Annotated in this window: 24 protein-coding genes and 1 pseudogene; 9 read left to right on the top strand and 16 right to left on the bottom strand. The window is 60.6% G+C overall.

The features are described from left to right. Window positions 1–114: 114 nt before the first annotated feature. On the top strand, window positions 115–1,017 hold the full coding sequence (locus tag BK667_RS15795) for a LysR family transcriptional regulator (protein ID WP_123598177.1): 903 nt from the start codon (window positions 115–117) through the stop codon (window positions 1,015–1,017). On the opposite strand, the gene BK667_RS15790 is transcribed toward BK667_RS15795, so the two are convergent. Continuing rightward, entirely contained in the window at window positions 1,011–5,066 is a 4,056-nt protein-coding gene (locus BK667_RS15790; protein WP_123598176.1) for a bifunctional nitrate reductase/sulfite reductase flavoprotein subunit alpha, read from the bottom strand. The two genes, BK667_RS15795 and BK667_RS15790, sit on opposite strands and share 7 nt — an antisense overlap. Window positions 5,067–5,641: 575 nt before the next feature. On the opposite strand from BK667_RS15790, the gene nirB reads away from it, so the two are divergent. Then, window positions 5,642–8,203: a nitrite reductase large subunit NirB gene (gene nirB, locus BK667_RS15785; protein WP_123598175.1), complete on the top strand. Its 2,562-nt coding sequence runs from the start codon at window positions 5,642–5,644 to the stop codon at window positions 8,201–8,203. Continuing rightward, entirely contained in the window at window positions 8,203–8,589 is a 387-nt protein-coding gene (gene nirD / locus BK667_RS15780; RefSeq protein WP_123598174.1) for a nitrite reductase small subunit NirD, read from the top strand. The genes nirB and nirD overlap by 1 nt, the downstream gene beginning before the upstream one ends. Window positions 8,590–9,098: 509 nt before the next feature. Here the strand turns inward: nirD and BK667_RS15770 are convergent. The 7 genes from BK667_RS15770 to BK667_RS15735 all read right to left on the bottom strand — a co-directional run bounded on the left by BK667_RS15770 (window position 9,099) and on the right by BK667_RS15735 (window position 15,699). Continuing rightward, entirely contained in the window at window positions 9,099–9,632 is a 534-nt protein-coding gene (locus BK667_RS15770) for an HPP family protein (RefSeq protein WP_123515281.1), read from the bottom strand. Beyond that, a complete protein-coding gene (locus tag BK667_RS15765) occupies window positions 9,629–10,828 on the bottom strand; it encodes an NAD-dependent formate dehydrogenase (protein WP_123598173.1) in 1,200 nt (399 codons plus the stop codon). The genes BK667_RS15770 and BK667_RS15765 overlap by 4 nt, the downstream gene beginning before the upstream one ends. 138 nt (window positions 10,829–10,966) lie before the next feature. Further along, window positions 10,967–11,878, bottom strand: a complete 912-nt coding sequence (locus BK667_RS15760) for a LysR family transcriptional regulator (RefSeq protein WP_123598172.1) — start codon at window positions 11,876–11,878, stop codon at window positions 10,967–10,969. Between the two features lie 514 nt (window positions 11,879–12,392). Further along, window positions 12,393–13,082, bottom strand: a complete 690-nt coding sequence (gene arsH / locus BK667_RS15750; protein ID WP_123598171.1) for an arsenical resistance protein ArsH — start codon at window positions 13,080–13,082, stop codon at window positions 12,393–12,395. A 12-nt stretch (window positions 13,083–13,094) separates the two neighbouring features. Next, window positions 13,095–13,565, bottom strand: a complete 471-nt coding sequence (locus tag BK667_RS15745) for an arsenate reductase ArsC (RefSeq protein ID WP_123598170.1) — start codon at window positions 13,563–13,565, stop codon at window positions 13,095–13,097. 20 nt (window positions 13,566–13,585) lie between these two features. Then, window positions 13,586–13,933, bottom strand: a complete 348-nt coding sequence (locus BK667_RS15740; protein WP_123598169.1) for a metalloregulator ArsR/SmtB family transcription factor — start codon at window positions 13,931–13,933, stop codon at window positions 13,586–13,588. 1,133 nt (window positions 13,934–15,066) lie between these two features. Next, complete coding sequence (locus BK667_RS15735; RefSeq protein WP_123598168.1) at window positions 15,067–15,699, bottom strand: TetR/AcrR family transcriptional regulator; 633 nt, start codon at window positions 15,697–15,699, stop codon at window positions 15,067–15,069. Between the two features lie 131 nt (window positions 15,700–15,830). Between BK667_RS15735 and BK667_RS15730 the strand changes: the two genes are divergently transcribed. The 3 genes from BK667_RS15730 to BK667_RS15720 all read left to right on the top strand — a co-directional run bounded on the left by BK667_RS15730 (window position 15,831) and on the right by BK667_RS15720 (window position 17,784). Further along, complete coding sequence (locus tag BK667_RS15730; RefSeq protein ID WP_123598167.1) at window positions 15,831–16,487, top strand: O-methyltransferase; 657 nt, start codon at window positions 15,831–15,833, stop codon at window positions 16,485–16,487. Window positions 16,488–16,645: 158 nt separating this feature from the next. Continuing rightward, window positions 16,646–16,990, top strand: coding sequence for a cupin domain-containing protein (locus BK667_RS15725; RefSeq protein WP_123598166.1), 345 nt, complete (start codon window positions 16,646–16,648; stop codon window positions 16,988–16,990). 122 nt (window positions 16,991–17,112) lie between these two features. Then, a complete protein-coding gene (locus tag BK667_RS15720; RefSeq protein WP_123598165.1) occupies window positions 17,113–17,784 on the top strand; it encodes an ATPase in 672 nt (223 codons plus the stop codon). On the opposite strand, the gene BK667_RS15715 is transcribed toward BK667_RS15720, so the two are convergent. From BK667_RS15715 to BK667_RS15700, 4 genes are all read right to left on the bottom strand, one after another. Next, entirely contained in the window at window positions 17,781–19,157 is a 1,377-nt protein-coding gene (locus BK667_RS15715) for an ATP-binding protein (protein ID WP_123598164.1), read from the bottom strand. The two genes, BK667_RS15720 and BK667_RS15715, sit on opposite strands and share 4 nt — an antisense overlap. Beyond that, a complete protein-coding gene (locus BK667_RS15710; RefSeq protein WP_123598163.1) occupies window positions 19,133–19,798 on the bottom strand; it encodes a response regulator transcription factor in 666 nt (221 codons plus the stop codon). Before BK667_RS15710 ends, BK667_RS15715 begins: the two co-directional genes overlap by 25 nt. 70 nt (window positions 19,799–19,868) lie before the next feature. Continuing rightward, window positions 19,869–20,303 (bottom strand): hypothetical protein, encoded by a 435-nt coding sequence (locus BK667_RS15705; protein ID WP_123598162.1) that lies wholly within the window; start codon window positions 20,301–20,303, stop codon window positions 19,869–19,871. A gap of 30 nt (window positions 20,304–20,333) precedes the next feature. Then, on the bottom strand, window positions 20,334–21,098 hold the full coding sequence (locus tag BK667_RS15700) for a COG4705 family protein (protein WP_123598161.1): 765 nt from the start codon (window positions 21,096–21,098) through the stop codon (window positions 20,334–20,336). 163 nt (window positions 21,099–21,261) lie between these two features. On the opposite strand from BK667_RS15700, the gene BK667_RS15695 reads away from it, so the two are divergent. Continuing rightward, window positions 21,262–22,053 (top strand): DeoR/GlpR family DNA-binding transcription regulator, encoded by a 792-nt coding sequence (locus BK667_RS15695; protein ID WP_123598160.1) that lies wholly within the window; start codon window positions 21,262–21,264, stop codon window positions 22,051–22,053. Here the strand turns inward: BK667_RS15695 and chrA are convergent. Both chrA and BK667_RS15685 read right to left on the bottom strand, forming a co-directional pair. Continuing rightward, complete coding sequence (chrA, locus tag BK667_RS15690) at window positions 22,050–23,384, bottom strand: chromate efflux transporter (protein ID WP_375539173.1); 1,335 nt, start codon at window positions 23,382–23,384, stop codon at window positions 22,050–22,052. The genes BK667_RS15695 and chrA overlap by 4 nt on opposite strands. Window positions 23,385–23,694: 310 nt before the next feature. Next, window positions 23,695–24,546, bottom strand: coding sequence for a CAP domain-containing protein (locus BK667_RS15685; protein WP_123515314.1), 852 nt, complete (start codon window positions 24,544–24,546; stop codon window positions 23,695–23,697). Between the two features lie 131 nt (window positions 24,547–24,677). On the opposite strand from BK667_RS15685, the gene BK667_RS15680 reads away from it, so the two are divergent. Further along, complete coding sequence (locus BK667_RS15680) at window positions 24,678–25,301, top strand: cell wall hydrolase (protein WP_123598158.1); 624 nt, start codon at window positions 24,678–24,680, stop codon at window positions 25,299–25,301. 445 nt (window positions 25,302–25,746) lie between these two features. On the opposite strand, the gene BK667_RS15675 is transcribed toward BK667_RS15680, so the two are convergent. Together BK667_RS15675 and BK667_RS15670 are read right to left on the bottom strand one after the other, a co-directional pair. Continuing rightward, window positions 25,747–25,959, bottom strand: a complete 213-nt coding sequence (locus tag BK667_RS15675; RefSeq protein WP_123515397.1) for a YXWGXW repeat-containing protein — start codon at window positions 25,957–25,959, stop codon at window positions 25,747–25,749. Window positions 25,960–26,026: 67 nt separating this feature from the next. Then, window positions 26,027–26,347, bottom strand: coding sequence for a YXWGXW repeat-containing protein (locus BK667_RS15670; protein ID WP_123515399.1), 321 nt, complete (start codon window positions 26,345–26,347; stop codon window positions 26,027–26,029). Between the two features lie 305 nt (window positions 26,348–26,652). On the opposite strand from BK667_RS15670, the pseudogene BK667_RS33990 reads away from it, so the two are divergent. Further along, window positions 26,653–26,754: pseudogene (locus tag BK667_RS33990) on the top strand (aliphatic nitrilase); the annotation flags it as partial. Window positions 26,755–26,833 lie beyond the last annotated feature (79 nt).

Here is a 26,833-nt window from a genome sequence, read left to right as displayed (position 1 = left end):
CAGCATCAGGGCAGCGGATAAAGCTGGGTGCCCGTGGGATATTCTTGGCCAGCATGACGGTGTGCTTCCAGAAAGAAAATCAGCCAAAGCTGCCCAGCGGCTCATAGGAAATGTATGAACGCCCCTCAATTACAGTGGGAAACCCAGCGAGCCTTTCTAGCCGTACTGCGTACCGGCAGCCTGTCCGGCGCGGCACGTTTGTTGGGCATTGCGCAGGCGACGGCGCGGCGGCGGATCGAGGCGTTGGAGCAAAGCGTCGGCGTCAGTCTGTTCATTCGTTCTCCCGCCGGATTGCTGCCGACGGAGATGGCCAAGGATCTGATCAGCCATGTCGAGGCCATGGCCATGGCGGCAAACGCATTCAATCGGGCTGCGTCAGCCGATGCGGGGCTGGCCAGCGGCACCGTTCGCCTCACCAGCAGCAAGCTGCTCGGGGTCGAAGTGCTGCCACCGATGCTGCGCACATTGCGCCAGGCCTGTCCGCAATTGGCCATCGAACTCAGCGTGTCGAACCGTCTGCAAGCGCTGGCAAGGCAAGAGGCTGACGTGGCGGTGCGTATCCGTCGTCCGACCGAGGCATCGGTGGTGACGCGCAAAGTGGGTGACTTGCGCGTCGGGCTGTACGCCACACCTGATTTGTTGGCGGAGCAGGGTACGCCGGGTACGGTCGCGGAGTTGAATCACCATCCGCTGATCGGGCCGGATCGCAATCTGGTGGAAATAGAGTTTTTGCGCGAGAGAGGCTTCGATTGCGGGGCGGAGCACGCACTCATTCGCACCGACGATCATCTCGCGCAGCTGGCTGCGCTGCGTGCAGGGCTGGGAATCGGCGTCTGTTCAAGTCAGTTGGCACAGCGTTACGGGCTGATCCGGGTATTGCCTCGGCAGGTGGATTTTTCAGTCGATGTCTGGATTGCGATGCATCAAGACATGCGCCGGGTTCAACGTATTGCCCTGGTGTTTGATGCGTTGGGGGAGAGCCTGCGGGATTTCCTGGAGAAACCACCCATTCAATAAACATCCCGCAAATAGCGCTTCTGCTCACTCATCTGCCGCCAATAATCCGCAGCACTTTCCTGACTCAACCCGCCATGCAGCTGCGCCACTTGGCGCAACGCCTGGTCGACATCCTTGGCCATGCGCCCGGCATCACCGCAGATGTACACCTGCGCACCTTCCTCTAGCCAGCGCCAGAGTTCGGCACCTTGTTCGCGAATGCGGTCCTGCACGTAGATCTTCTCTGGCTGGTCCCGGGAAAAGGCCAGGCTCAGTTGCGTCAGCAGGCCATCGTGCTGCATGCCTTGCAGTTCCTCGCGGTAGTAGAAATCGGTGGCGGCGTGTTGCTCGCCGAAGAACAGCCAGTTGCGGCCCTGGTCGCCCCGGGCGCGGCGTTCTTGCAGGAAGGCGCGGAACGGTGCCACGCCGGTGCCGGGGCCGATCATGATCATCGGTAGATTGCCATCGGCTGGCGTGCGGAAGTGTTTCGACGGCTGGACGAATACCGGGACTTCGCCGTTCTCCAGTCGGTCGGCGAGGAAGGTCGAGGACACGCCTTTGCGTTTGCCGTAGCGCACAGCAGCCACGGTGAGATGGACTTCCTGCGGGTGCGCCTTGGCGCTTGAAGAAATCGAATACAGGCGCGGTTGCAGGCGTTTAAGCGTGCCGAGCAACTCACTTGCCGAGCAGTCGATCGGGAAGGCTTGCAGCACATCCGCCAGTTGCCGGCCCCACAGCCAGTCTTTCAATTCTGCCTTGCGCTCACTGCCCAGCAGTTGTTTCAGCGCCGGGTTGCTGCTGCGTTCGGCGATAAAGGCCAGGGTGTCGTTGTTCGGTCGGGCGATTTCGAAGTGTTCGGTCAACGCCCGGTGCAAAGGGACTTCACCGAGTTTGTCGACGTTCACGCTGGTGTCGGCACCGAGCCGGGTCAGGTCGAGCAATTCACTGACCAGTTCCGGGCAGTTGCGCGGCATTACGCCCAACGCATCACCCGCCTCGTAGCTCAGCCCGGAATTCGCCAGGTCCAGGGAAAACATGCGGGTTTCCTTGTGGCGGCTCTGGTGATTCAGGTGACGGTTGATCAGTAGTCGCGACGCATGGGGCTTGGCTTTGCCGGGCGTCTCGAGGGGGCTGACGGCCATGCTCGGTGCCGTCGGTTTCAGCGTTCGTTGGAATTGGCTCAGCCAAGCCTCCGCGCGTTCTTCGAATTCGGTATCGCAATCCACCCGATCCAGTAACCGGGTCGCGCCTAATTCCTGCAGGCGTTGATCGAGTTGCTTACCGTGCTTGCAGAACTGGTCGTAATTGGGATCGCCCAGCGCCAGAACCGCATAACGCAGGGAGTCCAGACGGGTTTGAGCGGTACTCAGGGTGTGCCAGAAACCTTCGCCATTATCCGGCGGATCGCCGTCGCCGAAAGTGCTGCTGATCAGGGCCAGTGTGTGGGTGCTTGCCAGTTTGTTCGCCGGGAAGTCCGCCATCGCGCTCAGCTCCACGGCGATCCCGTCGTTACGCAACCGCGTGGCAAAACGCTCGGCCAGGGCTTCGGCGTTACCGGTTTGCGAGGCCCACAGCAAGGTCACGCCGGGAACGCTGTCACAGGTCAGTTGTGGCGCGCCAGACTCGACGCGGCTGAACAACCCACCCAGCAAACCGTCCAGCCATAACCGAGTATTGTCGGCCAGCGGCGCATTGGCGGGCAGGGCAGGGACGCCACCCGCCTGGCGCCCGGCCGGGGACTGCAAGCCGCTGAGAAAACCGGCGAGGTAGGTGCGTTCACTGTCGCTCAGTTGCGCAGAAGGCACGCGACTGATGCCGGCGAGATCGGCGAAGGCCTCGATGCGCGACATGGGCAATTCCTCAGGTAAGGGGGGAATGTCGATAACAGCCGGCGCGTCGAGAAACTGATGCTCGATCAATTCCACCCGTTGCAGGGCGACGGCGCAAAACTTGAATTCAGGCTGGAGCGAAATCGGATCGACGGCGTCGTTGGTCACCGCGTTGATGGCCAGGTTTTCACCAAACACATCGTTCCAGTGGAAGGGCGCAAAACAGTTGCCCTGGCGCACCCGGTCGGTGACCACGGCTGGCAACACCGCCCGGCCACGCACAGAGCGCACCTCGACGTGATCCTTGTCTTTTATCCCGAGGCTGGCGGCATCTTCCGGATGAATCTCGACGAAAGGCCCCGGATTCAGCTTGTTCAGGGTCGCGACTTTGCCGGTCTTGGTCAGGGTGTGCCATTGGTGCTGCAAGCGACCGGTGTTGAGCACAAAGGGGAAATCCTCGTCCGGCATCTCTGCTGGCGACAGGTGCGGACGCGGGAGGAAGATGCCTTTGCCGCGCTCGGTGGCGAACACGATGGCGGGTCGGTTGCCGTCGGCTTCGACCTTGAGCGTCTGGCTCACACCGTTGTTCAGGTAGCGGATCGGATTGCGATCCGCGCCGTCGTCTGCCGCGCAGGGCCATTGCAGCGGTTGGTCCCGCAGCCGCGCATAACTGGCACCGCGAATGTCGTAGCCAGTCTTCGGGTTCCAGGCCTGTTTGATCTCTTCAAACACCTCCGATGCGCAGGTGTAAGTGAAGGCCTCGGCGAAGCCCATTTCGCAGGCAACCCTGGCGATGATCTGCCAGTCGGCCAGCGCCTCGCCGGGCGGTTCCACGGCTTTTTGCATCAGCGTCAGGTTGCGTTCGGAATTGATCATCACGCCCTCGGCCTCGGCCCACAGCGCACCGGGCAGGAGAATGTCGGCGTAGCGATTGGTTTCGGTGTCGAGAAACGCGTCCTGAGTGATGACCAGTTCGGCAGTCTGCAAGCCTTCGATGACTGTCTGCCGGTTGGGGGCCGAGGCGACCGGGTTGGTGCAGATGATCCAGCAGGCCTTGATCTGGCCGGCGCTCATTTGCTCGAACATCGCCACGGTGCCACCGCCGACTTTCCGGGGGAGGCTGTCGTGGGGGATGCGCCACAGGTCTTCGATGAATTGCCGATCCGCCTCGACCAGCACCGAGCGCTGCCCCGGCAAGCCGGGGCCCATGTAGCCCATTTCACGACCACCCATGGCATTCGGTTGCCCGGTCAGGGAAAACGGCCCGCTGCCCGGTCGGCAAATCGCTCCGGTGGCCAGGTGCAGATTGCACAGGGCGTTGGTGTTCCAGGTGCCGTGGGTACTTTGGTTGAGGCCCATGGTCCAGCAACTCATCCACTCGGCGGCCCGGCCGATCCATTCTGCGGCCTGACGAATGTCGGCCTCGGGAATGCCGGCGATCTCGGCGACGGTGTGCGGCGGATAGTCTTCGAGGAACGCCGGCATGACGTCCCAACCTTCAGTAAACGAGGCGATGAAGTGCGGGTCGGTGTGGCCGTTTTTCACCAGCAGATGCAGCAGGCCATTGAGCAAGGCCAAGTCTGTGCCGGGTTTGATTTGCAGGAACAAACCGGCCTTGTCCGCCGTGGCGCTGCGTCGTGGATCGACCACAATCAGCCTCGCCCCGGCCTTGACCCGATCCATCATGCGCAGGAACAGAATCGGGTGACAGTCGGCCATGTTGGCGCCGATCACGAAGAACAGCTCGGCGTGATCGAAGTCCTCGTAGGAGCCCGGTGGCCCGTCAGAGCCGAGGGAAAGCTTGTAGCCGCTGCCGGCGCTGGCCATGCACAGGCGCGAATTGGATTCGATGTTATTGGTGCGGACAAAGCCTTTGGCCAACTTGTTGATCAGGTACTGAGCCTCCAGCGACATCTGCCCGGACACGTAGAACGCCAACGCATCCGGGCCGTGTCGATCAAGGATGGCGCGCAATCGGCTGGCGGTTTCGCTGATGGCCTGGTCCATGGCGATGCGCACCGGATCCCGGCTGCGCTCGTGGCGCAAGAAGGCATTTTCCATCCGCCCCGACTCGGCGAGCGCCTGGCCGCACGTGCTGCCCTTGGTGCAGAGCCGACCGAAGTTGGTCGGATGGGTCTTGTCGCCGGTGACCTTGATGACCCGGTTGTCTTCAACCTGCATGACGATGCCGCAACCCACGCCACAATAGGGACAGACGCTGCGTACGCTGGTGTTTGTCATCCTCGCCCCTTGATCTCTTGCCTGCAGTTGCCCGACCCCAAAACAAAAAAAAGCGCCATGTGACCCTCCGTTAAAAAAACGGGGAGTTACACGGCGCCTTTGTCGTAGGTGAGCAATCAGCGTTGACTGCTTGGTTTGAGTGTTACTAGCAAGTCACGCGCCAGAAGTATTTTTCAGTCTTGAGCGGCAGATAATTCGCGGAATTTGTTCCCTTATCCGGCATGCCGCCATGTGTATTCGGTGCACTTTTATATGGCGCCGTGCACCAGTCGGAGGCGCGATAACACCGTTTCCCACCGGTGTGATTACCTCCGAGCACCGTGGCTTCTGGCTCGCGTCGATTGGCACAATCGCTGCAAGCCCTTGTTCAAACCCACTGCCAAACACGCAGTGGGTCGCCCCCTCGGTCAACGACGATCGAATGGCCAACAGGTCGTGGGCAACATCGGTGAATCCGGCATAGACGTCGGGTTTCAACACCGCAAAAGAACAGGCAAAGACGCCTGGAACCGCAAGGTTTCAGGCGTTTTTTTTTGCTTTTTGAACCGTGATTGGCCGTGCCAAGGGTGCTTCTTATGAATTCCAATGTTGCCGCGTTGAACAAACTGCAAACGCTGATCGTGATCGGCAATGGCATGGTCGGCCATCATTGCGTCGAACAACTGATCGAGCGCGGCGTGCTGAATCAATACCGCCTGCACGTCTTCAGCGAAGAGCCGATGCGGGCCTATGACCGCGTGCATCTGTCCGAGTATTTCACCGGTCGCGATGCCGAGTCGCTGGCGCTATCGGACGCGTCGCTGTACCAGACGCCCGGCGTCACGCTGCATCTGGGTGTGCCGGTGCTGGAAATCGACCGCGCCCGTTTCGAAGTGATTACGGCCCAGGGCTGCGTCGCTTACGACAAGTTGATTCTGGCCACCGGCTCCTATCCGTTTGTGCCGCCCATCGACGGCGCCGAGGGCGATTCGCGGTTGGTGTATCGCACGCTGGAAGACCTCGACGCCATTCGTGCGGCGGCGGCCAACGCTCGGCGCGGTGTGGTGGTCGGCGGTGGCTTGCTTGGCCTGGAAGCCGCCAACGCGCTGAAGAGCCTGGGGCTGGAAGCGCACGTCGTCGAGTTCGCCCCACGGTTGATGCCGGTGCAGTTGGATGACTTCGGCGGTCTGGCGCTGAAGACGCAAATCGAACGGCTGGGCGTCGGTGTGCATGTGTCCCGTGCCACCCAGTCGATCAGCGCGGGCGTGGATTACCGCTACCGGATGAATTTTGCCAACGACGAATTTCTCGAAACCGATCTGATCGTGTTCTCCGCCGGTATCCGTGCGCAAGATGCGCTGGCCCGGCAATGTGCCTTGGACATCGGCCCGCGCGGCGGTGTGGTGATCAACGACGAATGCCTGAGCAGCGACCCGAATATCTACGCCATCGGCGAGTGCGCGGCGTGGAATGGCAGCCTGTTCGGCTTGGTCGCGCCGGGCTACCAGATGGCCCGTGGCGTTGCGGCAAAGGTGTGCAACCAGACTGCCGAACCGTTCCTGGGCGCGGACATGTCGACCAAGCTCAAACTGCTGGGCGTTGACGTCGGTTCCATCGGCGATGCCCACGCCCATACGCCGGGCGCACGCAGTTATCAGTTCATCGACGAAGCGACGGCCAGTTACCGTCGGTTGGTGGTGGACGCCACTGGCAAGTATGTTTTGGGTGCGGTGTTGGTCGGTGACAACAGCTACTACGACACACTGCTGCAATACATGCAGAACGCCATTGCGTTGCCGGCGGAACCGGCCAGCCTGATCCTGCCGTCGTCCGAAGGCGCGCCGACCCTCGGCCCCGGCGCACTGCCCGAATCGGCCACGGTGTGCTCGTGCCATAACGTCACCAAAGGTGCGATTTGCTCGGCCATCGACGGCGGCTGCACCGACCTCGGCCTGCTCAAGTCGCAAACCAAGGCCTGCACCGGTTGCGGTGGTTGCGCCGGGTTGCTCAAGCAAGTTTTCGAGCATGAGTTGATCGCCCGTGGCGTCAGCGTCGACAAGAGCCTGTGCGAACACTTCGCTTACACCCGTCAGGAACTCTATGCGCTGGTGCGGGTGGAAGGGGTGATCACCTTCGAAGAATTGCTGGCCAAGCATGGCCGTGGCCACACCGGTTGCGACGTGTGCAAACCGGCGGTGGGCTCGATCCTCGCGTCGTGCTGGAACCAGCCGATCATGGACCCGTCGCTGGTGCCGTTGCAGGACACCAACGACACCTTCATGGCCAACATGCAGAAAAACGGCACGTACTCCGTGGTGCCGCGCATCCCCGGTGGCGAGATCACCGCCGACAAGCTGATCGCGATTGGCGTGGTGGCGAAGAAATACGACCTCTACACCAAAATCACCGGCGGCCAGCGCATCGACCTGTTCGGCGCGCAATTGCATGAGTTGCCGGACATCTGGAGCGAACTGATCGAAGCCGGATTCGAAACCGGGCACGCCTACGGCAAATCGACCCGCACGGTGAAGTCCTGCGTCGGCAGCACCTGGTGCCGTTATGGCGTGCAGGACAGCGTGAAAATGGCGCTGTTGATCGAAGATCGCTACAAGGGCCTGCGCTCGCCGCACAAACTCAAATTCGCCGTGTCCGGTTGCACTCGGGAATGCGCCGAAGCGCAGAGCAAGGACGTGGGCGTGATCGCCACCGAGAAAGGCTGGAACCTCTACATCGCCGGCAATGGCGGCATGCGCCCGCGTCACGCCGAGCTGTTCGCCACCGACCTCGATGATGAAACCCTGATCCGCTACATCGACCGCTTCCTGATGTTCTACATCCGCACCGCCGATAAATTGCAGCGCACCTCGGTCTGGCGCGAGAGCCTGGAGGGTGGTCTGGATTTCCTCAAGGACGTGATCATCAACAACAGCCTTGGGCTCGGCGCTGAGCTCGAAGCGCAGATGCAACTGGTGGTCGATCGCTATGAATGCGAATGGGCCAACGCCCTGAAAGACCCGGAAAAACTCAAGCGCTTCCGCACCTTCGTCAACGACAAACGCCCGGACCCGGACATCCACTTTGTCCAGGAACGCGGCCAACGGCGCCCGATCATGGCCGCCGAACTCAACCTGATCCCGGTCACCGAGGAGATTGCCTGATGAGCCCATCCAACATCCAGCGCAGTGCTGTTCTGAAACATGCCGAGGCCTGGCAAACCGTGTGCGCGCAACAGGACCTGGTCGACAATTCCGGCGTGGTCGTGTGGCTCGACGGCGCCCAAGTGGCGCTGTTCTACCTGCCGGATGCCGAGGGCCAGACCCTGTTTGCCATCGACAACCACGACCCGCAATCCGGGGCGAATGTGATCGGTCGTGGCTTGGTCGGCAACATCAAGGGTGATCTGGTGGTGGCGTCACCGATCTACAAACAGCATTACCGGCTCGAGGACGGCAGTTGCCTGGAGTATCCGCAACAGCGGCTGCGGGTTTGGCCGGTGCGGTTGAGCGGCGGGGTGGTGGAGATCGGAACACTCACAGCCCGATAGTGCACAAACCCTGTGGGAGCGGGCTTGCTCGCGAAGGCGGAGTGTCAGGCAACATCGATGCTGAATGTGCCGGCCCCTTCGCGAGCAAGCTCGCTCCCACAGGGGATTTGTGCTGTACGCGGAACATGTGTCCGACAGAGCTCAATTGTGGGAGTGAGCCTGCTCGCGAAGGCGGAGTGTCAGCCGACATCAATGCTGGATGTGCCGGCCCCTTCGCGAGCAAGCTCGCTCCCACAGGGGATTTGTGCTGTACGCGGAACATGCGTCCGACAGAGCTCAATTGTGGGAGTGAGCCTGCTCGCGAAGGCGGCGTGTCAGCCGGCATTGATACTGAATGTGCCGGCCCCTTCGCGAGCAGGCTCGCTCCCACAGGGGATTTGTGCTGTACGCGGAACATGCGTCCGACGGAGATCAATTGTGGGAGCGAGCTTGCTCGCGATGGCGGTGGGTCAGGCACATTAATATTGACTGACTCACCGCCATCGCGAGCAAGCTTTGCTCCTGCAGCGTTATGTAAATGTGTTCTCTTTCTTCGGCAAGCCGCTGACATGCTGCTGAAGCCAACGTATGCCTTTCCAATACAGCCATGCTGTCAGCATCAACAGACAGGCACCGCCCAAGGTAGGCACCAGCAGGAACGACCAGCCCGGTTGTGTCATGAACACGATAACCGGGTTGCCGCCCGCCGGCGGGTGAACGGTGCGGGTGACTACCATCAACACTGTCGCCAAGGCGCCAGCCAGCGCCATCGGCAGCAGTCCCGGCCCGAAGAGCTGCAAGCAGGCCAGCGCGACAAACGAGGTCAGCAGGTGTCCGCCAATCACGTTGCGCACCTGGGAAAACGGTCCTTCCGGATACGCGAACAGCAGCACACCGCTAGCGCCAAAGGAGCCGATCAACCACGGCTGCCCAGTGTTAAGAGCCATCGCGCCCAACCCCGCCAAGCCAAGAAAAGCACCGAGCCCGATCCACAACAGCGAAAGGGCCCGGATGCGCCGAGTGGGGCCAGGTTTCTGGCCCGCTTCTGTCGAGGTCGACGTCATTTCTTGAAGCGTTCTGCTTCTTCAGAGCCCTTGGTGGCGTTGCCCGCGCTGTACGAATGCGCGCCGACTCCGGCCAACTCACCACCCTGCACGATTAGGTATTCATCGCGAATCGGTCGGTTCTCGAAATAGCATTCAAGAATCTCCCGGGTACCCGCCGCATAACGCGCCTGGGCCGACAGGCTGGTGCCGGAAATATGCGGCGTCATCCCGTGGTTGGGCATGCTGCGCCAAGGGTGATCCTCGGGTGCCGGTTGCGGGAACCAGACATCACCGGCGTAACCCGCCAACTGGCCGCTTTCCAGGGCCGCCGCAATCGCATCGCGATCACACAGCTTGCCCCGGGCGGTGTTGATCAGGTACGCGCCGCGCTTGAAATTCTTCAGCGACTCGGCGTTGACCATGTGCTCGGTTTCCGGGTGCAGCGGGCAGTTGAGCGTGACCACATCGCAGACTTTCGCCAGGCTTTCCAGGGTCGAGTGGTAGGTCAGGTTCAGCTCTTTTTCCACGGCTTCCGGCAGGCGATGGCGATCCATGTAGTGCAGGTGCATGTCGAACGGCTTGAGCAGACGCAATACCCGCAGACCAATGCGACCGGCCGCGACAGTGCCGACATGCATGCCTTCCACATCGTAGGAACGGGCCACGCAATCGGCGATATTCCAGCCGCCCTTGAGCACCCAGTTGTGTGACGGAATATAGTTGCGCACCAGCGCCAGCACGCTCATCACCACATGCTCGGCCACGCTGTTGCTGTTGCAATACGTCACTTCGGCGACCGTGATGCCACGGTCCATGGCGCCTTGCAAGTCGGTGTGATCGGAACCGATACCGGCGGTGACGATCATCTTCAACTTCGGTGCCTTGTCCATCCGTTCGGCGGTCATGTACGCCGGCCAGAACGGTTGGGAAATGATGATCTCGGCGTCGTGCAATTCGCGGTCGAGCACGCTGTCCGCGCCGTCCTTGCTGGATGTGACCACCAATGTGTGGCCGTTGGATTCCAGGTATTTACGCAAGCCCAACTCGCCGGACACGCTGCCGAGCAAGGTGCCAGGCGTGAAGTCGATGGCATTCGGGGTCGGCAGGGTCTGGCCGTCAGGGTAGCGTTCGAGAGTCGGCAGGCCGTCTCGCGCATAAGTCTCGGGTTGTCCGGTGATGGGGTCGTCGTAGAGCACGCATACAATCTTCGCCATGGGGACCTTCCTGTTATTGGAATGGATCAGCGCGGGTAACGGCTGACTGAGCAGGTCGTGCTGCTCGATCGGCATAGTCCGGCAGGGCGAATGGCACTGGCTAATCGCTTGTGCTGATCTATAGATCAGCGCGGGTTATCAGCAGTGCAAGAAGGCATCGACCCGTGCTTGCAGGTCCAGGGTGGCGAAGATCGCCAGGGCCGACGCCAGCAGCAGCGGTTGAGGATCGCGCTTGAGCATCACCAGGCCGATCTCCCGTTGCAGCTCCGGCAGGATCGGCACGGCGGTGATTTCCTGGCGCATTTCGATCAGCGACAACGCGCTATGGGGCACAACGCTGCACAGCCCCGAGCAGCGGACGTGGGCATATAGCACCGTCATCGAATCGGTTTCCACCCGTGGTGAAACCCTGATCCCGGCCTCGGCGAACGCCGCGTCGATGCCCTGGCGGCACTGCATGTTGGCGGTGAGCAGGCACAGCGGCAGCTCGGCGACGTCCGCCCAGGACAGTTCGCTGGCATCTTGCAACACGCTGTCATCCCGGGTGATCAGCACATACCGCTCCTTGAACAGCGGCAGGGTCTGAAACTCCCGCAGACGCCCGTCGGACAGGTAGGTCATGCCCAAGTCCAGTTCAAAATTGGAGATTTTTTGCAGCATCTGCGACGTGGCCAGGGTGTACACCTCGTGGCGCATGTCGGGGTAGGGCCGCAGGCAAAAATCGGTGAGCAGCGGCACCATCGACAACGTCGTCGGAATCGCGCCAAACCGCAGAACCCCGCGAGGGCTAAGTTCCCGAGTGCCCACTTCCTGACGCAACGAGCCGCAATCGGAAAGGATCCGCCGCGCCCAAATCAACACGCGCTCGCCATCGGCGGTAAAGCCCTCAAAGCGCCGACTGCGCTGCACCACCGATACGCCCAATTCCTGTTCAAGACTGCGAATCGCCCCGGAAAGCGCCGGTTGCGAGACGTTGCATTTTTCCGCTGCGCGCCCGAAGTGTTGTTCCTGGGCGAGGGTGACGAGGTAAGTCAGTTGACGAAGGAGCATGGGCTTTTGGGCTCTTATTGGCGGTGGGCAGGTGAACGCTACGCAATAAGGCGCTGTGTAGTAAAGGATATAGCGACGGGCCGAACAGATTGGGCAGCGACGTTCCAAGGCCAACACAAAACCTGTGAGAGCGGGCTTGCTCGCGAAGGCGGCGTGTCAGTCAACATTGATACTGAATGTGCAGGCCCCTTCGCGAGCAAGCTCGCTCCCACAGGGGATTTGTGCTGCACGCGGAACATGCGTCCGACAGAGCTCAATTGTGGGAGTGAGCCTGCTCGCGAAGGCGACGAGTCAGCCGGCATCGATGTTGGGTGTGCAGGCCCCTTCGCGAGCAAGCCCGCTCCCACAGGGGATTTGTGCTGTACGCGGAACATGCGTCCGACGGAGATCAATTGTGGGAGCGGGCTTGCTCGCGAAAGCGGTGTGTCAGCCACCATCAATGTTGAATGTGAAACTGCTTTCGCGAGCAAGCTCGCTCCCACAAGGTTTATGTTTGCCCAGTCCAACTGCGCTATCAGATTGACTGCTGATTCACCCGCCGGGTCAGTTCTTCCGCCGATTCCTTGCGCTCCGAATAGCGGTCAACCAGATCCGGGCGATCGCGCAGCAATAGCGTGAATTTCACCAGTTCCTCCATCACGTCCACCACCCGGTCATAAAGCGCGGAGGGTTTCATGCGGTTGTCCTCGTCAAACTCCAGAAAGGCCTTCGGCACGGACGATTGATTGGGGATGGTGAACATCCGCATCCAGCGCCCCAGCACGCGCAGTTGATTGACCACGTTGAACGATTGCGAGCCGCCGCAAACCTGCATCACCGCCAGGGTTTTGCCCTGGGTCGGGCGAATCGCGCCAATGGCCAGCGGCACCCAGTCTATTTGCGCCTTGAACACGGCGGACATCGAACCGTGGCGTTCCGGTGAGCACCAGACCTGGCCCTCGGACCATTGCATCAGTTCCAGCAACTCCTGGACTTTCGGGTGATCGTTCGGCGCATCGTCCGGCAGTGGCAAACCTGAGGGATTGAAAATCCGTGTTTCAGCGCCGAAGTGTTCGAGCAAACGGGCCGCTTCTTCGACCAGTAATCGGCTGAATGAACGGGCGCGGGTCGAGCCATACAACAGCAGGATTCGTGGTTTGTGCTGATCGTCGTGATCATGGTGCTGGATCAATGACGGGTCGAGGTTGGGCAGTGGATGAGTCATGGGCGGTTCCAGTTACAAGGTGCCGATGCGGTCGAGTTCACGCTTCAAGGCATTGCGATCAAGTTCGCTGAAGGGCAGGGCGAGAAAGGCCCGGCAGCGGGTTTCGATACGCGCCAGGGTCGCGTGGAAAGCGGTGGATAGCGCGGCCTCGTCACCCGTCACCTCCGACGGATCTTCCAGTCCCCAATGGGCCTTCAACGCTGGGCCGAAGTACACCGGGCAGGCTTCACCGGCGGCCTTGTCGCAGACGGTGATGACGATATCTGGCGGGTTGGCTTCGAAGGCGTCGTTGCCTTTGCTGCTCAAGCCATCGGTGACGATTCCGGCTGTTTGCAATGTGGTCAGGCTGCGGGGCAACACGTGGCCCTTTGGAAAACTGCCGGCGCTGACGGCCTCGAAACCCTTCGGTGCCAGGTGATTGAACATCGCTTCAGAGAGGATGCTGCGGCAGCTGTTGGCGGTGCACATGAATAGAACACGCATGGAAACTCCGTTGGGTCAGGTCAGCAGCACGCTGCGGTATTGAGGGGGCGGTCGTTCATCTGCTTGAGGCGGGCAGTGTTTTCTTCCAGCCAATGGGCATTGGCGTGTAGCGTGGTTTCAAGCACCGCGCGAACCCAGTCGGGCAGATTGGGGTTGAGCCGGTAATACACCCATTGGCCCTGGCGTCGATCAAGCAACAGGCCGCAAGACCGGAGTTGGGCCAGATGGCGAGAGATTTTTGGTTGACTGTCATCCAGCGCACAGACCAACTCGCAGACGCATAACTCGCCTTCACGGGTGATCAGCAGCGTGGCCCGGGCGCGGGTTTCGTCGGATAGGCATTTGTAGAGGGCTGGAGGACTGAGCATGGGGTGGCCGCCAATATGTGAAGGTCCGAATATACGGATATCCACATATGTCGAGCAAGCGGCTTCTCAGTTCGCTACCCAAATAGGCGCTTTCGAGTAAAGAGTGATGAAAAACCTGTGGGAGCGGGCTCGCGAAGAGGGCGTGTCAGCCGACATTCATGCAGCTGACACACCGCATTCGCGAGCAAGCCCGCTCCCACAGGGAACAGCGTGGACTGAAAATCGTGTGAACAACGCTGAACAAATGTAGGAGCAAGGCTTGCCCGCGAAGAACGATGACGCGGTGTATCAGACCTGACGCCTTCGCGAGCAGGCTCGCTCCCACAGGGAACAGCGTGGACTGAAAATCGTGTGAACAACGCTGAACAAATGTAGGAGCAAGGCTTGCCCGCGAAGAACGATGACGCGGTGTGCAGGCCTGACGCCTTCGCGAGCAAGCCCGCTCCCACAGGGAACAGCGTGGACTGAAAATCGTGTGAACAACGCTGAACAAATGTAGGAGCAAGGCTTGCCCGCGAAGAACGATGACGCGGTGTATCAGACCTGACGCCTTCGCGAGCAAGCCCGCTCCCACAGGGAACAGCGTGGACTGAAAATCGTGTGAACAACGCTGAACAAATGTAGGAGCAAGGCTTGCCCGCGAAGAACGATGACGCGGTGTGCAGGCCTGACGCCTTCGCGAGCAGGCTCGCTCCCACAGGGAACAGCGTGGACTGAAAATCGTGTGAACAACGCAAAACAAATGTAGGAGCAAGGCTTGCCCGCGAAGAACGATGACGCGGTGTGCAGGCCTGACGCCTTCGCGAGCAGGCTCGCTCCCACAGGGAACAGCGTGGACTGAAAATCGTGTGAACAACGCTGAACAAATGTAGGAGCAAGGCTTGCCCGCGAAGAACGATGACGCGGTGTGCAGGCCTGACGCCTTCGCGAGCAAGCCCGCTCCCACAGGGAACAGCGTGGACTGAAAATCGTGTGAACAACGCTGAACAAATGTAGGAGCGAGGCTTGCCCGCGAAGAACGATGACGCGGTGTGCAGGCCTGACGCCTTCGCGAGCAAGCTTCGCTCCTACAAGGGCTTGAGCCACAACGCTCCCACAAGGATTGCGGTGTTCAAATCCCTGACCAATCGGCATCAGTGCAGGTTGAGCGCCCTGATGTAGGCACAAAACATATCCGCCATCGCGTCAGAGTAAATAACGATCTCGTCAGGGCTACGCGGACTCCCCGAGAAAGACTTCCCCACCGAACTGAGCGTCGTGGAGACCAGGTCACAAGCCAGTTCGCGGGTTTCGTCGCAGGCTTCTGGCAACGCTTCAAGCATGAATTCCTGAAAAATCTGCTGCCCCGCCGCACGAACTTCATGAGCTTCCGGCGCATCACGATAGAGCGGCGCGGCGTCGCTGAGCGCGACTCGCATCTGCGCCTCTTCACACTCGGAACAAATGAACGCATGCACCAACGCACGCAGCCGCTCCAGCGGCGGCTTGCCCGCATCCTCCAGAATCCCGCGCAGCATTTGCGTGGTCTGCTGCCACTCATCACTTTGCAGCCGGAACAGGATGGCGGCCTTGTTGGGGAAATATTGGTACACCGAGCCGATGCTGACGCCGGCTTTTTCCGCCACGCGGGCAGTGGTGAAACGTGCAGCGCCTTCCTTGGCCAAAACCTGAATAGCCGCTTGCAGAATGGCCGCCACCAACTCGGTCGAGCGGGCCTGCTGCGGCTGTTTGCGCGAGGAAATCTGCGAGGTCTGGCGGGTTGTCATAGGGGCTCCGGGCCTCGGGGCTAATGCGATTAGCGAATGTGACGAATGGCTCGCATAATTTAAATGCGACGAATTAGTCGCATCTTAGCCCCGGCGCCGACAGGCGCTCAACCTACAAACGGGAAGCACCCATGACCACCATCACTTCGGCCCCTATGGCCCCGCTGATTGAACGCCTGTACGCAAAAGCTAATGCCACTACCAGTCCGGTTTTCAACGACTTTTCCGCTGAGGAACGCGATCGCCTCATGCACAGCAAGACCGACTACCTCGAACTCTACGGACTGCTCAAAGACCTGTGGTTGCCGGTTTCGCGGGACACCGGCAAGCTGCTGTACACCCTGGCGCGCAGTGCCAAGGCGCGGGCCATCGTCGAGTTTGGCACCTCGTTCGGCCTTTCAACCTTGCACCTGGCCGCTGCACTGCGGGACAACGGCGGCGGCGTGTTGATCAGCAGTGAATTCGAGCCGTCGAAGATTGCCCTGGCACGCCAACACCTCATCGAAGGCGGGGTCAGCGATCTGGTGGAGATCCGCGAGGGCGATGCACTCACCACCCTGGCAACCGATCTGCCCGAGACCATCGACCTGCTGCTGCTCGATGGCGCCAAAGCGCTTTATAGCGACGTCTTGGGTCTGGTGGAAAGTCGCCTCAAGCCCGGTGCCTTGGTGGTGGCCGACAACTCCGATTACTGCCCGGAATACCTGGCCTACGTGCGCTCGCCGGCAAATGGTTACCTGTCGGTGCCTTTTGGTGAAGACGTGGAGTTGTCGGTGCGCCTTGGCTGACACCCATCAATCGAAGATTTAATCCACGCGGTGCCGTTCAACACCATCGCCGAGGTGGTGGGCGTGACCTCGGCTTCACCTTTTGGCGGCTCCCCACCGGCCACGCATTTCAGGGTCTCTAATGCCAACTAGACTCTGTAGGTAAGGAGGAACACGCAATGAGCATCGAACCGGCGGCACCTGAAACGAAAGGCGTTACGGTGACCTTACTGTCAACGATTGATCTCGGTCCCGAGATCGAGGGCATGGCAGGGCGTCAACTCAGAATGCGCAGGGTGACCATCGAGCCCGGAGGCGTCTTCGGGCCGGTGCACAACCATATCGACAGACCGGGTACCGTCTACATCCTGCAAGGGACAATCACGGACCATCGCAATGGCGTCGCCACGGATTACGGGCCCGGAGTGGGTTGGCCCGAGGATCGCAACACCACCCACTGGCTCGAAAACAGAGGCTCGGAAACGGCGGTGGAGATTTCGGTGGATATCGTCAGGCAACCCTGAAACCAGCGTTTTCCTGACCATTCGTTCAATCGATAGTCATCATCAAAAAATGCGAGTTCTGTTTTTTCCTCAACGGAGGAGGATAGCGACATACCGATCTCGCTTCTGAAGGAACCTGCGCGATGAGAATCTCAACTGTCTTGGCCCTTGTCGCCGTCCTCACCGGCGGTTTCGCTGCCACCGCACCGGCCTACGCCGCCGACCCACAGGTCTGCCATTTCCTGCCGATGGGGGACAGCAGCGCCGAGCTGAAGCATTCCCAATCGGTGGGCGTGCTCTACAGTGAAAACACCGTCAACACCCTCCAATACCTTGAGAGTTACCACACTGTCGCAGTGAACGGCAGCAAGAACGCCGCCCTCGATTCGCGCATCAGCAACGCCTTTATCAAAAGCTCCGATCCGAAACTGGCGATCAACTGGCTGATGGGTTCGTTGCAGAAACAATTCGCTTCGGTGACCGTCTACGACAACCTCGATGCCCTGGTGCAAGCGAAGCCGGACGTGGTGGTCATGCTCGACACTTACAGCCGCCTGGTGAGCAAGCGTAACAACCAGGTCGAAGCGCGGTTCCTCGCCAAGTTCTATGACTCAAACCTGCAATACATCGGCCAGGCTGAAGGCGCCCGTGAACAGCAAATGCCTTCGGTGTGGGTGCATGGCAAAGCAGCGCCGGAGATTGCGGCGCAAATCGACCAGCAAACCGAACTGCAAGTGAATGCGTTGAAGCAGTTTGATGCGTCGTTGAAGGCGCTGGTGAAGTCGGGCAGCGGGGCTCAAGTGGCGACGAACTAAAGAGACGGTTTACTGGCCACCCTTAACCAGACCGACACGCTCAAACCACGGTGCTCCACCTCATCGGTGAAGCCTAAATCGATCCGCGCCCCGGTACGCTGCGCAATCGCCTGAACGATCGACAACCCCAACCCGGAGCCTGCTTCGTCCGTCCCCAGGCTGCGATAAAACGGATCAAACACCCGCGCACGTTCCTCCAGCACAATCCCCGGCCCAGAGTCCTTGATTTGCAGGCGCGCCGCGCCTTGATCCATGACAACCGAAAGGTCGATCCGGCCACCCTCAGGCGTATAGCGAATCGCGTTGTCCACCAGATTCTTGATCAGGGTCATCAGATCCGTTTCGTCGATCAGCACCTGTATGTCTTGCGTGCCTTCGACGCCAATGTCGAGGTGTTTGATATCGGCCAGCGGCAGCAGATCCTCCAGTACCCGTCGATAGACGTCATGCACCGAAACCGGTGAGATTGGCGTGCTGTTGTCGGATTGCACCTTGGCCAGGGTCAGCAGTTGATCGATCAGGTTTCTACCGCGCTCGATGCCCCGGCGCAGCGGCGCCAGACGTTCGTGGGCCTGGGGTGACATGTCGGCGGCAGCCAGGCGTTCGGCCTGCAAGGACAAGGCCGTCAGGGGAGAGCGGAGTTCGTGGGCCGCGTCGGCAACAAAACGACGCTGGGTGTCCAGGGTGTTCGCCACGCGCTCGAGCAAGCGATTGATCGCCACGACAAAGGGCCGGATCTCGGTCGGCAGGTGACTTTCATCGACAGGATGCAGCTCCTGTTCGGTGCGCTGATCGATTTCCGAAGAGAGCGTCGCGATGGGGCGAAACAGCTTGCGCACCAGGTCACCGACCACCAGCAACAGCACCGGAAACAGAATCAGAAACGGCAGCAGGCTACGCCAGGCACTCTCCCGGGCATCCTTGTCCCGGGCGCCGGTTTCCTGGGCAACGGCAATGCGCTCGCCACGGGCGGTGGTTTTTACCAGTACGCGAAACGCCTCACCGCCAACCGTTACTGTGGACAAGCCATCGGCCAGCGTCGTGGGGAAGGGCAGCGGGGTTACGTCATCATTGTTGCCGGAGGCTTTGCTGCTGTCGGCCAGGTACTGAATGACCAGCCTGGATTCGTCATCGTCATCGTCATCGTCACTGTCACTGATCTGGCCCTCGGGGTATTGCAACGTCATGTGCTGCCGGTCAAACAGCACGGCCACTTGGCGCAAGGTAGCGTCCTGCATTTCGTGGGCTTCGTCGAACGCGGAGACGAAGGCGAAGATGCCGGCCAAAATCGCAACGATCAGGATCGCCAGCGACAGGGTGACAGACAGCCTGAGCTGGACCGATTCACTCAAGCGTTTTTTGAAACCATCCATCCCATACCCCTGACGTTCTTGATGACCTGGCTGCCCAACTTGCGCCGCAGCGCATGGATCAAAAACTCCACTGCGTTGCTTTCCACTTCATTACCCCAGCCATAGAGGCGGTCTTCGAGCTCGCTGCGCGAAAGGATGGCCCCCGGTCTGATCAACAGCGCCTGCAACAGCGCAAACTCGCGGCTGGAGAGCTGGACGCCTTGATGCTCCGCGGTCGAGGCTTCTTTGGAAACAAGGTCCAGGGACACTACGCCGTTGTCGAGCACCGAGAGGGCGTTGCCGCCCTTGCGTCTTAAAACGGCTCGCATGCGCGCCAGCAACTCGGCGATGTCGAAGGGTTTGAGCAGGTAGTCGTCTGCACCGCCATCGAGGCCGCGCAACCGGTCGTCGAGGCTGTCCCGGGCGGTGATGATCAGCAGCGGCACGGGATTGTTGTTGGCGCGGATGCGGGTCAATACTTCCTGTCCGTCCTTGCCGGGCAGGCCGAGGTCCAACAGCACCAGGTCGTAGTGTTGAGTCTCCAGCGCCGCCAGGGCAGTAAGGCCGTTTTTCACCCAATCGGCGGCGTAGCTGGCATCGTTCAGTGCGCCGTGGATCGCATCGCCAATCATCGGGTCGTCTTCGACCAGCAATATCCGCATGTCCCGCTCCGACAAAAGAAAGGCGCGAGGGTCATGACCCTTGCGCCTGTATTGAAGCACCTGTGTTCGCTTACTGCTTTGCTTTCATCGAATCGAACGCTTTCAACAGTTCATCCATCATCGCTTTGCAGTCGCTTTGCTGTGGTGTATTGGCGCGCAAGGCATCGAGGGCGCGGTCGATGGCTTTATCCACCACGTGCCAATCGCTCGCGGCACGGGGCTTGAGCCCGGCTTCGGCCGAATCCCAGCTCGTTTCCAGGTCCTTGATCCGGGCTTTCGCGGCGGGCAGATCGTTTTTATCGACGAGGCCTGCAACGTCGGCGGCGATCGTGCGGAACTCGGACAAGTCGCCCAATTTCGATGCTGAGCTCTGGGTCATTTCGATTGCCGAGGTCGTACCGGCCTTGGGTTTGTCGGCCGGTTTCGAGCAGCCGGTGGCGATGCCGAGCAAAAAAATGGCCGAGACGATGCAAACGTGACGAATAAGGTGTTGAACGTGGCGCATGACGGATCCTTGATGGGCTATTGAATGAATTTATTGAGTGACGGCTTTGCGATTGCCGACGCTGATTTGCGCCACGGCAACCAGGATGACGATGACGCAGAGGAACAGCGCGCTGGTCCAGGTGGCACCCATGCCGAGGCCGCCATAGGTTTTGGCCTGGGTCAGCAAGTCGCCGAGGGAGGCACCGAACGGGCGGGTCAGGATGTAGGCGATCCAGAAGGTCAGCACCACATTGCCGCCCATGCGCCAGGCCACCAGGGTCGCGGCAATCAACGCGCCGAAAATCATGGCGCCGACAGTGAAGCCCAGGCCCAGCGCTTCGGTGGCCAGGTCGCCCGCCGCCGTGCCGAGGGCAAACGTGCAGAGCACAGTGGCCCAATAGAACAACTCCCGCCGTGGCGTGACGATCTCGCGAATCGACAGGTTGTGCTCCACCCGGTACCAGACCCAAAAGTTAACCGCCAGCAACACGGAAAACACGGCCGTGCTGGTGTACAGGCTGACATCAAGCATGTCGGTCAAAATGTCAGTGATTTGCGTTCCGACGATGCTCACCAGCACCACGGTCAGCCAATAGATCCAGGGGGTGTACGCCTTGGTGCGCAGTTGGCAGAACAGAGCGAGCGCCAGCAACACGGCCATGCCAATGCTGGTCCAGCCCGCGCCGAGACCGGCATCGACGGCCAGGAAGTCCGCGCCGGTTTCACCCACGGTCGTGGACATGATTTTGATCACCCAGAATGACAGCGTCACCTCGGGGACCTTGTTGAGCCAGCCGGCTATGGTCGGATTCATGTGGATTGTCTCTCCTGAGCAAGTACTTTAAGTGCGTCAGGGAGAGGCTACGGGCGCAAACTTAGCTGGGACTGAGGCGCGGAAGGTGAATCGATAAAACGCCGATTGTGTTTACGGGGTGCTTTGGCTAATCTCGCACAAACCCGCAAAAACAGGCATTACCATGCAAGACCACTCCATCGCCGAACTGCCTTCCTTGCGCCGACAAAAAATCCTGTTGATTCTGGAACGCGACGGCAAGGTCATGGCCTCCGAGCTCAGCCAGCATTTCGCCGTGTCCGAAGACACCATCCGCCGGGATCTGGCGGAGCTGGACAGCGCCGGGCTGGTGCAGCGGGTCCACGGCGGGGCGTTGCCGCGGCCGAAGGACACCGGCAAGGATTTTTTTACCCGCGTCGGCGAAACCGATGAAGTGAAATCCTATCTGGCGCAACTGGCGGCGAGGTACGTGAAGGATGGCCAGATCGTGATTTTCGATTCTGGTTCCACGACGCTGCAGATCGCCCGTTCGCTGCCCTCCGACATCACCATCACTGCGGTCACGGCCTCGCCGATCATCGCGATCGCCCTGGCCGAGTACAAAGGCATCAAGGTGATCCTGGCCGGTGGTCAGCTCAATCCGGCGACGATGTGTGCAAGCGGGCATGAAACATTGCGCCTGCTTCAGGGGGTCAAGGCTGATCTGCTGTTCACCGGGGTGTGTGCGATTCACCCTGAGGTGGGCATCAGCTCGCTGCATTTTGATGAGGTGCCGGTGAAGCAGGCGATGCTCGACAGCGCTGCCCATGTGATAGCCGTGAGCATGGCGGACAAACTGGGCGCGGTGGAGCCGTTTGTGGTGGCGCCTTGCCGACGCATCCAGACACTGATCACCGAGCGTCATCTGGCCTCGGGCAATGTCGAGGATTACCAGCGGCTGGGCATCGAAGTGGTGCAGGCCGACACGGATCTTTAGCGGATTAAATGCACCGCCAAACCGATCAACGCACAGCCGATCAACACCTGGATAACCCCGCGCTTGAAGCGAAATAAAGCAATCGCCGCTGCAATCGCAATCAGCGCTGAAGGCCAGTCGAGGTGAGCGCTGAAGCCGTTGGGCCAGAGCACGTGGTAGCCGAAGAAACACGCGAGGTTGAGAATCACCCCAACCACCGCAGCGGTTATCGCGGTCAGCGGCGCGGTGAATTTCAGTTCGTTGTGCGTCGATTCCACCAGCGGTCCGCCGGCGAGGATGAACAGGAAGGAAGGCAGGAAGGTGAACCAGGTCACCAGCGTGGCGGCAACGGCACCGGCCAGGAACACGTGATCGGAGCCGAACACCTGCTGCACATAACCGCCGACAAACGCGACGAAGGCCACCACCATGATCAGCGGCCCGGGCGTGGTTTCGCCCAGCGCCAGGCCATCGATCATCTGCGTCGGCGTCAGCCAGCCATAGTGGCCGACCGCGCCCTGATACACATACGGCAGAACCGCGTAGGCGCCGCCGAAGGTCAGCAGCGCGGCTTTGGTGAAGAACCAGCCCATCTGCGTCAGCGTGCCGTTCCAGCCAAACAGCAGCGTGAGAAGCCCCATCGGCACGATCCATAACACGGCGCCGATCAGCGCCAGACGCAGCAGTTTCACCGCACTGAAGCGCGCATGTTCAGGGGTTGGGGTGTCGTCATCGATCAGCGCCGGGCCGTAGGATTTATTCGTCGCGCGGTGGCCACCGTTGTTGAATCTCTGCGGAGCCAGGCGTCCGCCGACATAACCGATCACCGCCGCCCCCAACACAATCAGCGGAAACGGCACATTGAACGCGAAAATGGCCGTGAACGACGCCGCCGCAATCCCCCATAGCCAGTTGTTCTTCAGCGCCCGGCCGCCGATGCGATGGGCCGCCTGCAGCACAATCGCGGTGACTGCCGGCTTGATCCCATAAAACAACCCGGCTACCACCGGCACATCCCCGAATGCGATGTACATCCATGACAACCCGATCAGGATAAACAGCGACGGCAACACAAACAGCACACCGGCGATCACGCCACCCCAGGTCCGGTGCATCAGCCAGCCGATGTAGGTCGCCAGTTGCTGCGCCTCCGGCCCGGGCAGCAACATGCAGTAGTTGAGCGCGTGCAGAAAACGCCGCTCCGAAATCCAGCGCCGACGCTCGACCAACTCCTGATGCATGATCGAAATCTGCCCGGCCGGGCCACCGAAACTGATGAAGCCGAGTTTGAGCCAGAAGAGGAAGGCTTCGCGTAGGGGAACTGCCTGGGGTTTTGCGATTGTATCGCTCAAGGGGTGAGCCTTTTTCAGACCGGCAAGTGGCTAACAATAGCGGTGAAGGACCGCTTCCGTAGGAGCAAAGCTTGCTCGCGAAGACGGCAGCACACCCGGCAATGATGTGACTGACACACCGCTTTCGCTGTAGGAGCAAAGCTTGCTCGCGAAGACGGCAGCACACCCGGCAATGATGTGACTGATACACCGCTATCGCTGTAGGAGCAAAGCTTGCTCGCGAAGACGGCAGCACATCCGGCAATGATGTGACTGACAGACCGCTATCGCGAGCAAGCTTTGCTCCTACAGGGATGGGTGTGCTTGGGAGTTACTGCGTCCCGAACATCGCCGTCCAATAGATCCCCGCGTCACTCTTCGGGTCCACTGCATACGCCGCGCCCAGTTCGCGGAACTGCGGGTTCATCAGGTTGGCGCAATGCCCGGGGCTGCCGAGCCAGCCGTCGACGACTTTGCGTGTGGTGTCTTGCCCGGCGGCGATGTTTTCGCCGATCTGCTGCGCGATGTAGCCGCCCAGTTCCGCGCGATCACCCGGCGTGCCGCCCGAGCGGTCCTTGTGATCGAAGTAGTTATTGTTGGCCATGTCCCGACTGTGAGCTTCGGCGGCGGCGCCCAACGTGGCGTTCCAGGCCAGCGGCGTGGTGGCGGCATACGGTTGGCCGCCGCATTGGCGCGGTTGGGCGCGGGCGGCGTTAAGCAGTTCCAACAGCTTTTGGCCTTCCGCGGAAGCATCCCCCAGACGCCCGCTCAACAGCGGACGCGCGAGGACGATGCGCCATTGGCTGCCTTCGCGGCTGACCCCGACATCGATGAACTGCGGATTCAGCACCACCTGGCAGAAGCTCTCCTGCACAGCCTTCATGGCTGACTGCGCATCACGCGGCCCGGCCAGGGTGATCGCCTGCACATTGACCATCGGGTATTTCGCTTGCGCCATCGCCTGTTGCAGGTCGACGTTTTGCGTGGCGGACAGCACCAGGCGTGGATCGCTCGCCAGCGGTGGCAACTCCGGCGATGCCTGGCCGCCACAACGCTGCACCTGACTGCGATAGGTATTGATCGACTGAACCAGTTGCGTCTCGTCAGTGGCCAGGGCCGTGGTGGCGAACACCAGGCCCGACGACAACGCCGCAACACGCAAAACGGATGATAGGACGCGCATGAAAATCCCCCTTGAACGGACTGCGCCCATGATGCGCGATTTCGTCCCTTTCAGGGCACTGCCTTTTTCAATGATTTGCCGACTACAATGAAGCGAAGTCGCCCGTCGACGCCCTGAAGAGCCTGCCCATCATGCGCCTCCCGTGGATTGCAACCTGCCTCGCGTTAACGCTGCTCGCCGGCCAGGTCATGGCTGACGACCAGGAACAAAAAAAAGAAGTGGCGGTGGACAAGGCTCAGGTCCTGGAAGAGAAAGCTGCCGATAAAGGCAGCACGGCACCGGCACCGAAAAAGGCCGAGACGATCACTCAATCCGAAGTCCAGGCCGTCGACCCGGCCGGCACCGCGCCACTGGACGAAGCCATCACGTGCATGGCCCGCAGTATTTATTGGGAAGCGAAGGGTAAGGACTCTGCCGACATGGAAGCTGTCGCCAACGTGGTGATGAATCGCCTCGGGCACGAGGGCTTTCCGGATACGGTGTGCGGGATCGTCAAGCAGGGCTCGGAAAAGCATGCCTGCCAGTTTTCCTGGTGGTGTGACGGCAAGCCCGACACGGCCCAGGAAGAAGCGCCTTACGCGATGGCCAAGGAAATCGCGCGCAAGGCGCTGAACAAACAATTACCGGATCGCACCCACGGCGCGATGTATTTCCATGACCGGACGGTGAAACCGGACTGGGCACATGAATACATCAAGACGGCTCAGATCGGTCTGTTCACGTTTTACAAACCCCATGACGGCGACGCGAAATAGCGCGGTCAGGCGTGGCCCAGCGCAATGGCGAAGGACACTACGATGACACAGGCAATCGCCAGATTGAAATTCATGAGGGAGCCGTCCGAGCTGTTTTAGGTGGAGCCATGGTGAACAGGTCGGGGGGAAATGAAAAATTCGCTTTCGTGATTTGAATGATCGAAAGAAATGATGGGTAGGTGGGCAGATTCAATTTCTGCGTTGCCTGTCAGGCCGTATTCGCGAGCAGGCTCGCTCCCACACTGGTTTGGTGCCGTTCACACATTTTGCCTACACCACTGATCCCCTGTGGGAGCGGGCTTGCTCGCGAAGAGGGCGTGTCAGTCACTATAGAAGTTGCCTGATACACCGCCTTCGCGAGCAAGCCCGCTCCCACATGGATTTGCTTGCGCCGCAGATCCAGTGTGGGAGTGAGCCTGCTCGCGAAGGGGCCATCAGCCTTTACTCAATAACCCTTCCAATGCCCCGGCACCCACACCCACTCGTTGTGAGCCCAACGATACTGCCCGGCCACCCAGTGATAACCCGGCGCGGGCATCACCGGGACCATTTCGACCCGTGGTGGCGGTCGGTGTGGACGGGCCGGCTCGATGACGCAGCCGGACAGGGTGATCGCCATGAGGCTGGCGATTACAGCGGTCTTCAATAATCCAGACATTGGCTGATTCCTTGATTCATACGAACCGGCGCCAGGATGGCGAGCCGGCAGGTCTTGTGTTTAGGGCTCAACGGACCCAGCGCCCTTCGATCCAGTACCAGTTCGGCCCGCGTGCCTCCCAGTGGCCGGGCATCCAGCGCCCCTCGTGGCGCATCCGCTGCCAGTGACCGGGCGCCCAGACATAACCGCGGCCGTCCCAGCGCCAGTGGCCGTTATCCCAGGCATAACCGGGACGCGCCATGGGCGCCTGCTCCATGCGCGGTGGCGGCGGCGCCTGGCGAATGATGATCTCGGGCTGAGCAAACACCGGCGTACTCGCCAGCGCCGCCAGCGCCAGGGGGACGAGCAAGACATGCCGCAACTTGATCAGGGGGCGCACAACGTTCATGACAACTCCTCAGGCTGCATCCGAAAATGGATGTTGCTGATGGATTGGACGTCGAATCGGGAAAAGATTGGATGCGCAGGAAATGAAATTTTTGTCACGTAGCCGGCGCCCCCCAAACCTGTGGCGAGCGAGCTTGCTCGCGCCGGGCTGCGCAGCAGACCTTTCTTCAGAGCACTGCGTACTCAAACGGGAGCAAGCGCCCTCGCCACAAAAGTGCAAGGCCCCGGCTTCCAGCTATTGGGCCTGGCCATGTGCGCCACGTTCGAGATGGCCAACAGCGCCGCCGACGCGCCGGTCTACAGCATTCGGCGTGCTTCGTGGTCAACTCCACCGCGTGGCTGAACCCGGAGCAGCAGGCACAATTCATGGTCGACAGCGGTTGTCCGATCGGCCCGATCTCAGGGGGGGCTTCATCGCCATTGTAGGAGCGAGGCTTGCCCGCGAAGGCGTCATTCCGGTCAACATTGTTATCGACCGGAATGACGC

Source organism: Pseudomonas frederiksbergensis (assembly GCF_003732705.1).
In the GTDB taxonomy this organism is placed as follows: domain Bacteria; phylum Pseudomonadota; class Gammaproteobacteria; order Pseudomonadales; family Pseudomonadaceae; genus Aquipseudomonas; species Aquipseudomonas frederiksbergensis_F.
This window is presented reverse-complemented; position numbering and strand designations above follow the sequence as displayed.

Excerpts from the sequence above, each read along its gene's own strand:
- BK667_RS15725 (WP_123598166.1), top strand. The coding sequence starts at position 16,646 with ATGAGCATCGAACCGGCGGCACCTGAAACGAAAGGCGTTACGGTGACC.
- BK667_RS15730 (WP_123598167.1), top strand. The coding sequence starts at position 15,831 with ATGACCACCATCACTTCGGCCCCTATGGCCCCGCTGATTGAACGCCTG.
- BK667_RS15765 (WP_123598173.1), bottom strand. The coding sequence starts at position 10,828 with ATGGCGAAGATTGTATGCGTGCTCTACGACGACCCCATCACCGGACAA.
- BK667_RS15710 (WP_123598163.1), bottom strand. The coding sequence starts at position 19,798 with ATGCGGATATTGCTGGTCGAAGACGACCCGATGATTGGCGATGCGATC.
- BK667_RS15670 (WP_123515399.1), bottom strand. The coding sequence starts at position 26,347 with ATGAACGTTGTGCGCCCCCTGATCAAGTTGCGGCATGTCTTGCTCGTC.
- BK667_RS15720 (WP_123598165.1), top strand. The coding sequence starts at position 17,113 with ATGAGAATCTCAACTGTCTTGGCCCTTGTCGCCGTCCTCACCGGCGGT.
- BK667_RS15695 (WP_123598160.1), top strand. The coding sequence starts at position 21,262 with ATGCAAGACCACTCCATCGCCGAACTGCCTTCCTTGCGCCGACAAAAA.
- nirD (WP_123598174.1), top strand. The coding sequence starts at position 8,203 with ATGAGCCCATCCAACATCCAGCGCAGTGCTGTTCTGAAACATGCCGAG.
- BK667_RS15740 (WP_123598169.1), bottom strand. The coding sequence starts at position 13,933 with ATGCTCAGTCCTCCAGCCCTCTACAAATGCCTATCCGACGAAACCCGC.
- BK667_RS15735 (WP_123598168.1), bottom strand. The coding sequence starts at position 15,699 with ATGACAACCCGCCAGACCTCGCAGATTTCCTCGCGCAAACAGCCGCAG.
- BK667_RS15760 (WP_123598172.1), bottom strand. The coding sequence starts at position 11,878 with ATGCTCCTTCGTCAACTGACTTACCTCGTCACCCTCGCCCAGGAACAA.
- BK667_RS15680 (WP_123598158.1), top strand. The coding sequence starts at position 24,678 with ATGCGCCTCCCGTGGATTGCAACCTGCCTCGCGTTAACGCTGCTCGCC.
- BK667_RS15790 (WP_123598176.1), bottom strand. The coding sequence starts at position 5,066 with ATGACAAACACCAGCGTACGCAGCGTCTGTCCCTATTGTGGCGTGGGT.
- BK667_RS15795 (WP_123598177.1), top strand. The coding sequence starts at position 115 with ATGAACGCCCCTCAATTACAGTGGGAAACCCAGCGAGCCTTTCTAGCC.
- BK667_RS15705 (WP_123598162.1), bottom strand. The coding sequence starts at position 20,303 with ATGCGCCACGTTCAACACCTTATTCGTCACGTTTGCATCGTCTCGGCC.
- arsH (WP_123598171.1), bottom strand. The coding sequence starts at position 13,082 with ATGACTCATCCACTGCCCAACCTCGACCCGTCATTGATCCAGCACCAT.
- BK667_RS15745 (WP_123598170.1), bottom strand. The coding sequence starts at position 13,565 with ATGCGTGTTCTATTCATGTGCACCGCCAACAGCTGCCGCAGCATCCTC.
- BK667_RS15675 (WP_123515397.1), bottom strand. The coding sequence starts at position 25,959 with ATGTCTGGATTATTGAAGACCGCTGTAATCGCCAGCCTCATGGCGATC.
- nirB (WP_123598175.1), top strand. The coding sequence starts at position 5,642 with ATGAATTCCAATGTTGCCGCGTTGAACAAACTGCAAACGCTGATCGTG.
- BK667_RS15715 (WP_123598164.1), bottom strand. The coding sequence starts at position 19,157 with ATGGATGGTTTCAAAAAACGCTTGAGTGAATCGGTCCAGCTCAGGCTG.
- BK667_RS15700 (WP_123598161.1), bottom strand. The coding sequence starts at position 21,098 with ATGAATCCGACCATAGCCGGCTGGCTCAACAAGGTCCCCGAGGTGACG.
- BK667_RS15770 (WP_123515281.1), bottom strand. The coding sequence starts at position 9,632 with ATGACGTCGACCTCGACAGAAGCGGGCCAGAAACCTGGCCCCACTCGG.
- BK667_RS15685 (WP_123515314.1), bottom strand. The coding sequence starts at position 24,546 with ATGCGCGTCCTATCATCCGTTTTGCGTGTTGCGGCGTTGTCGTCGGGC.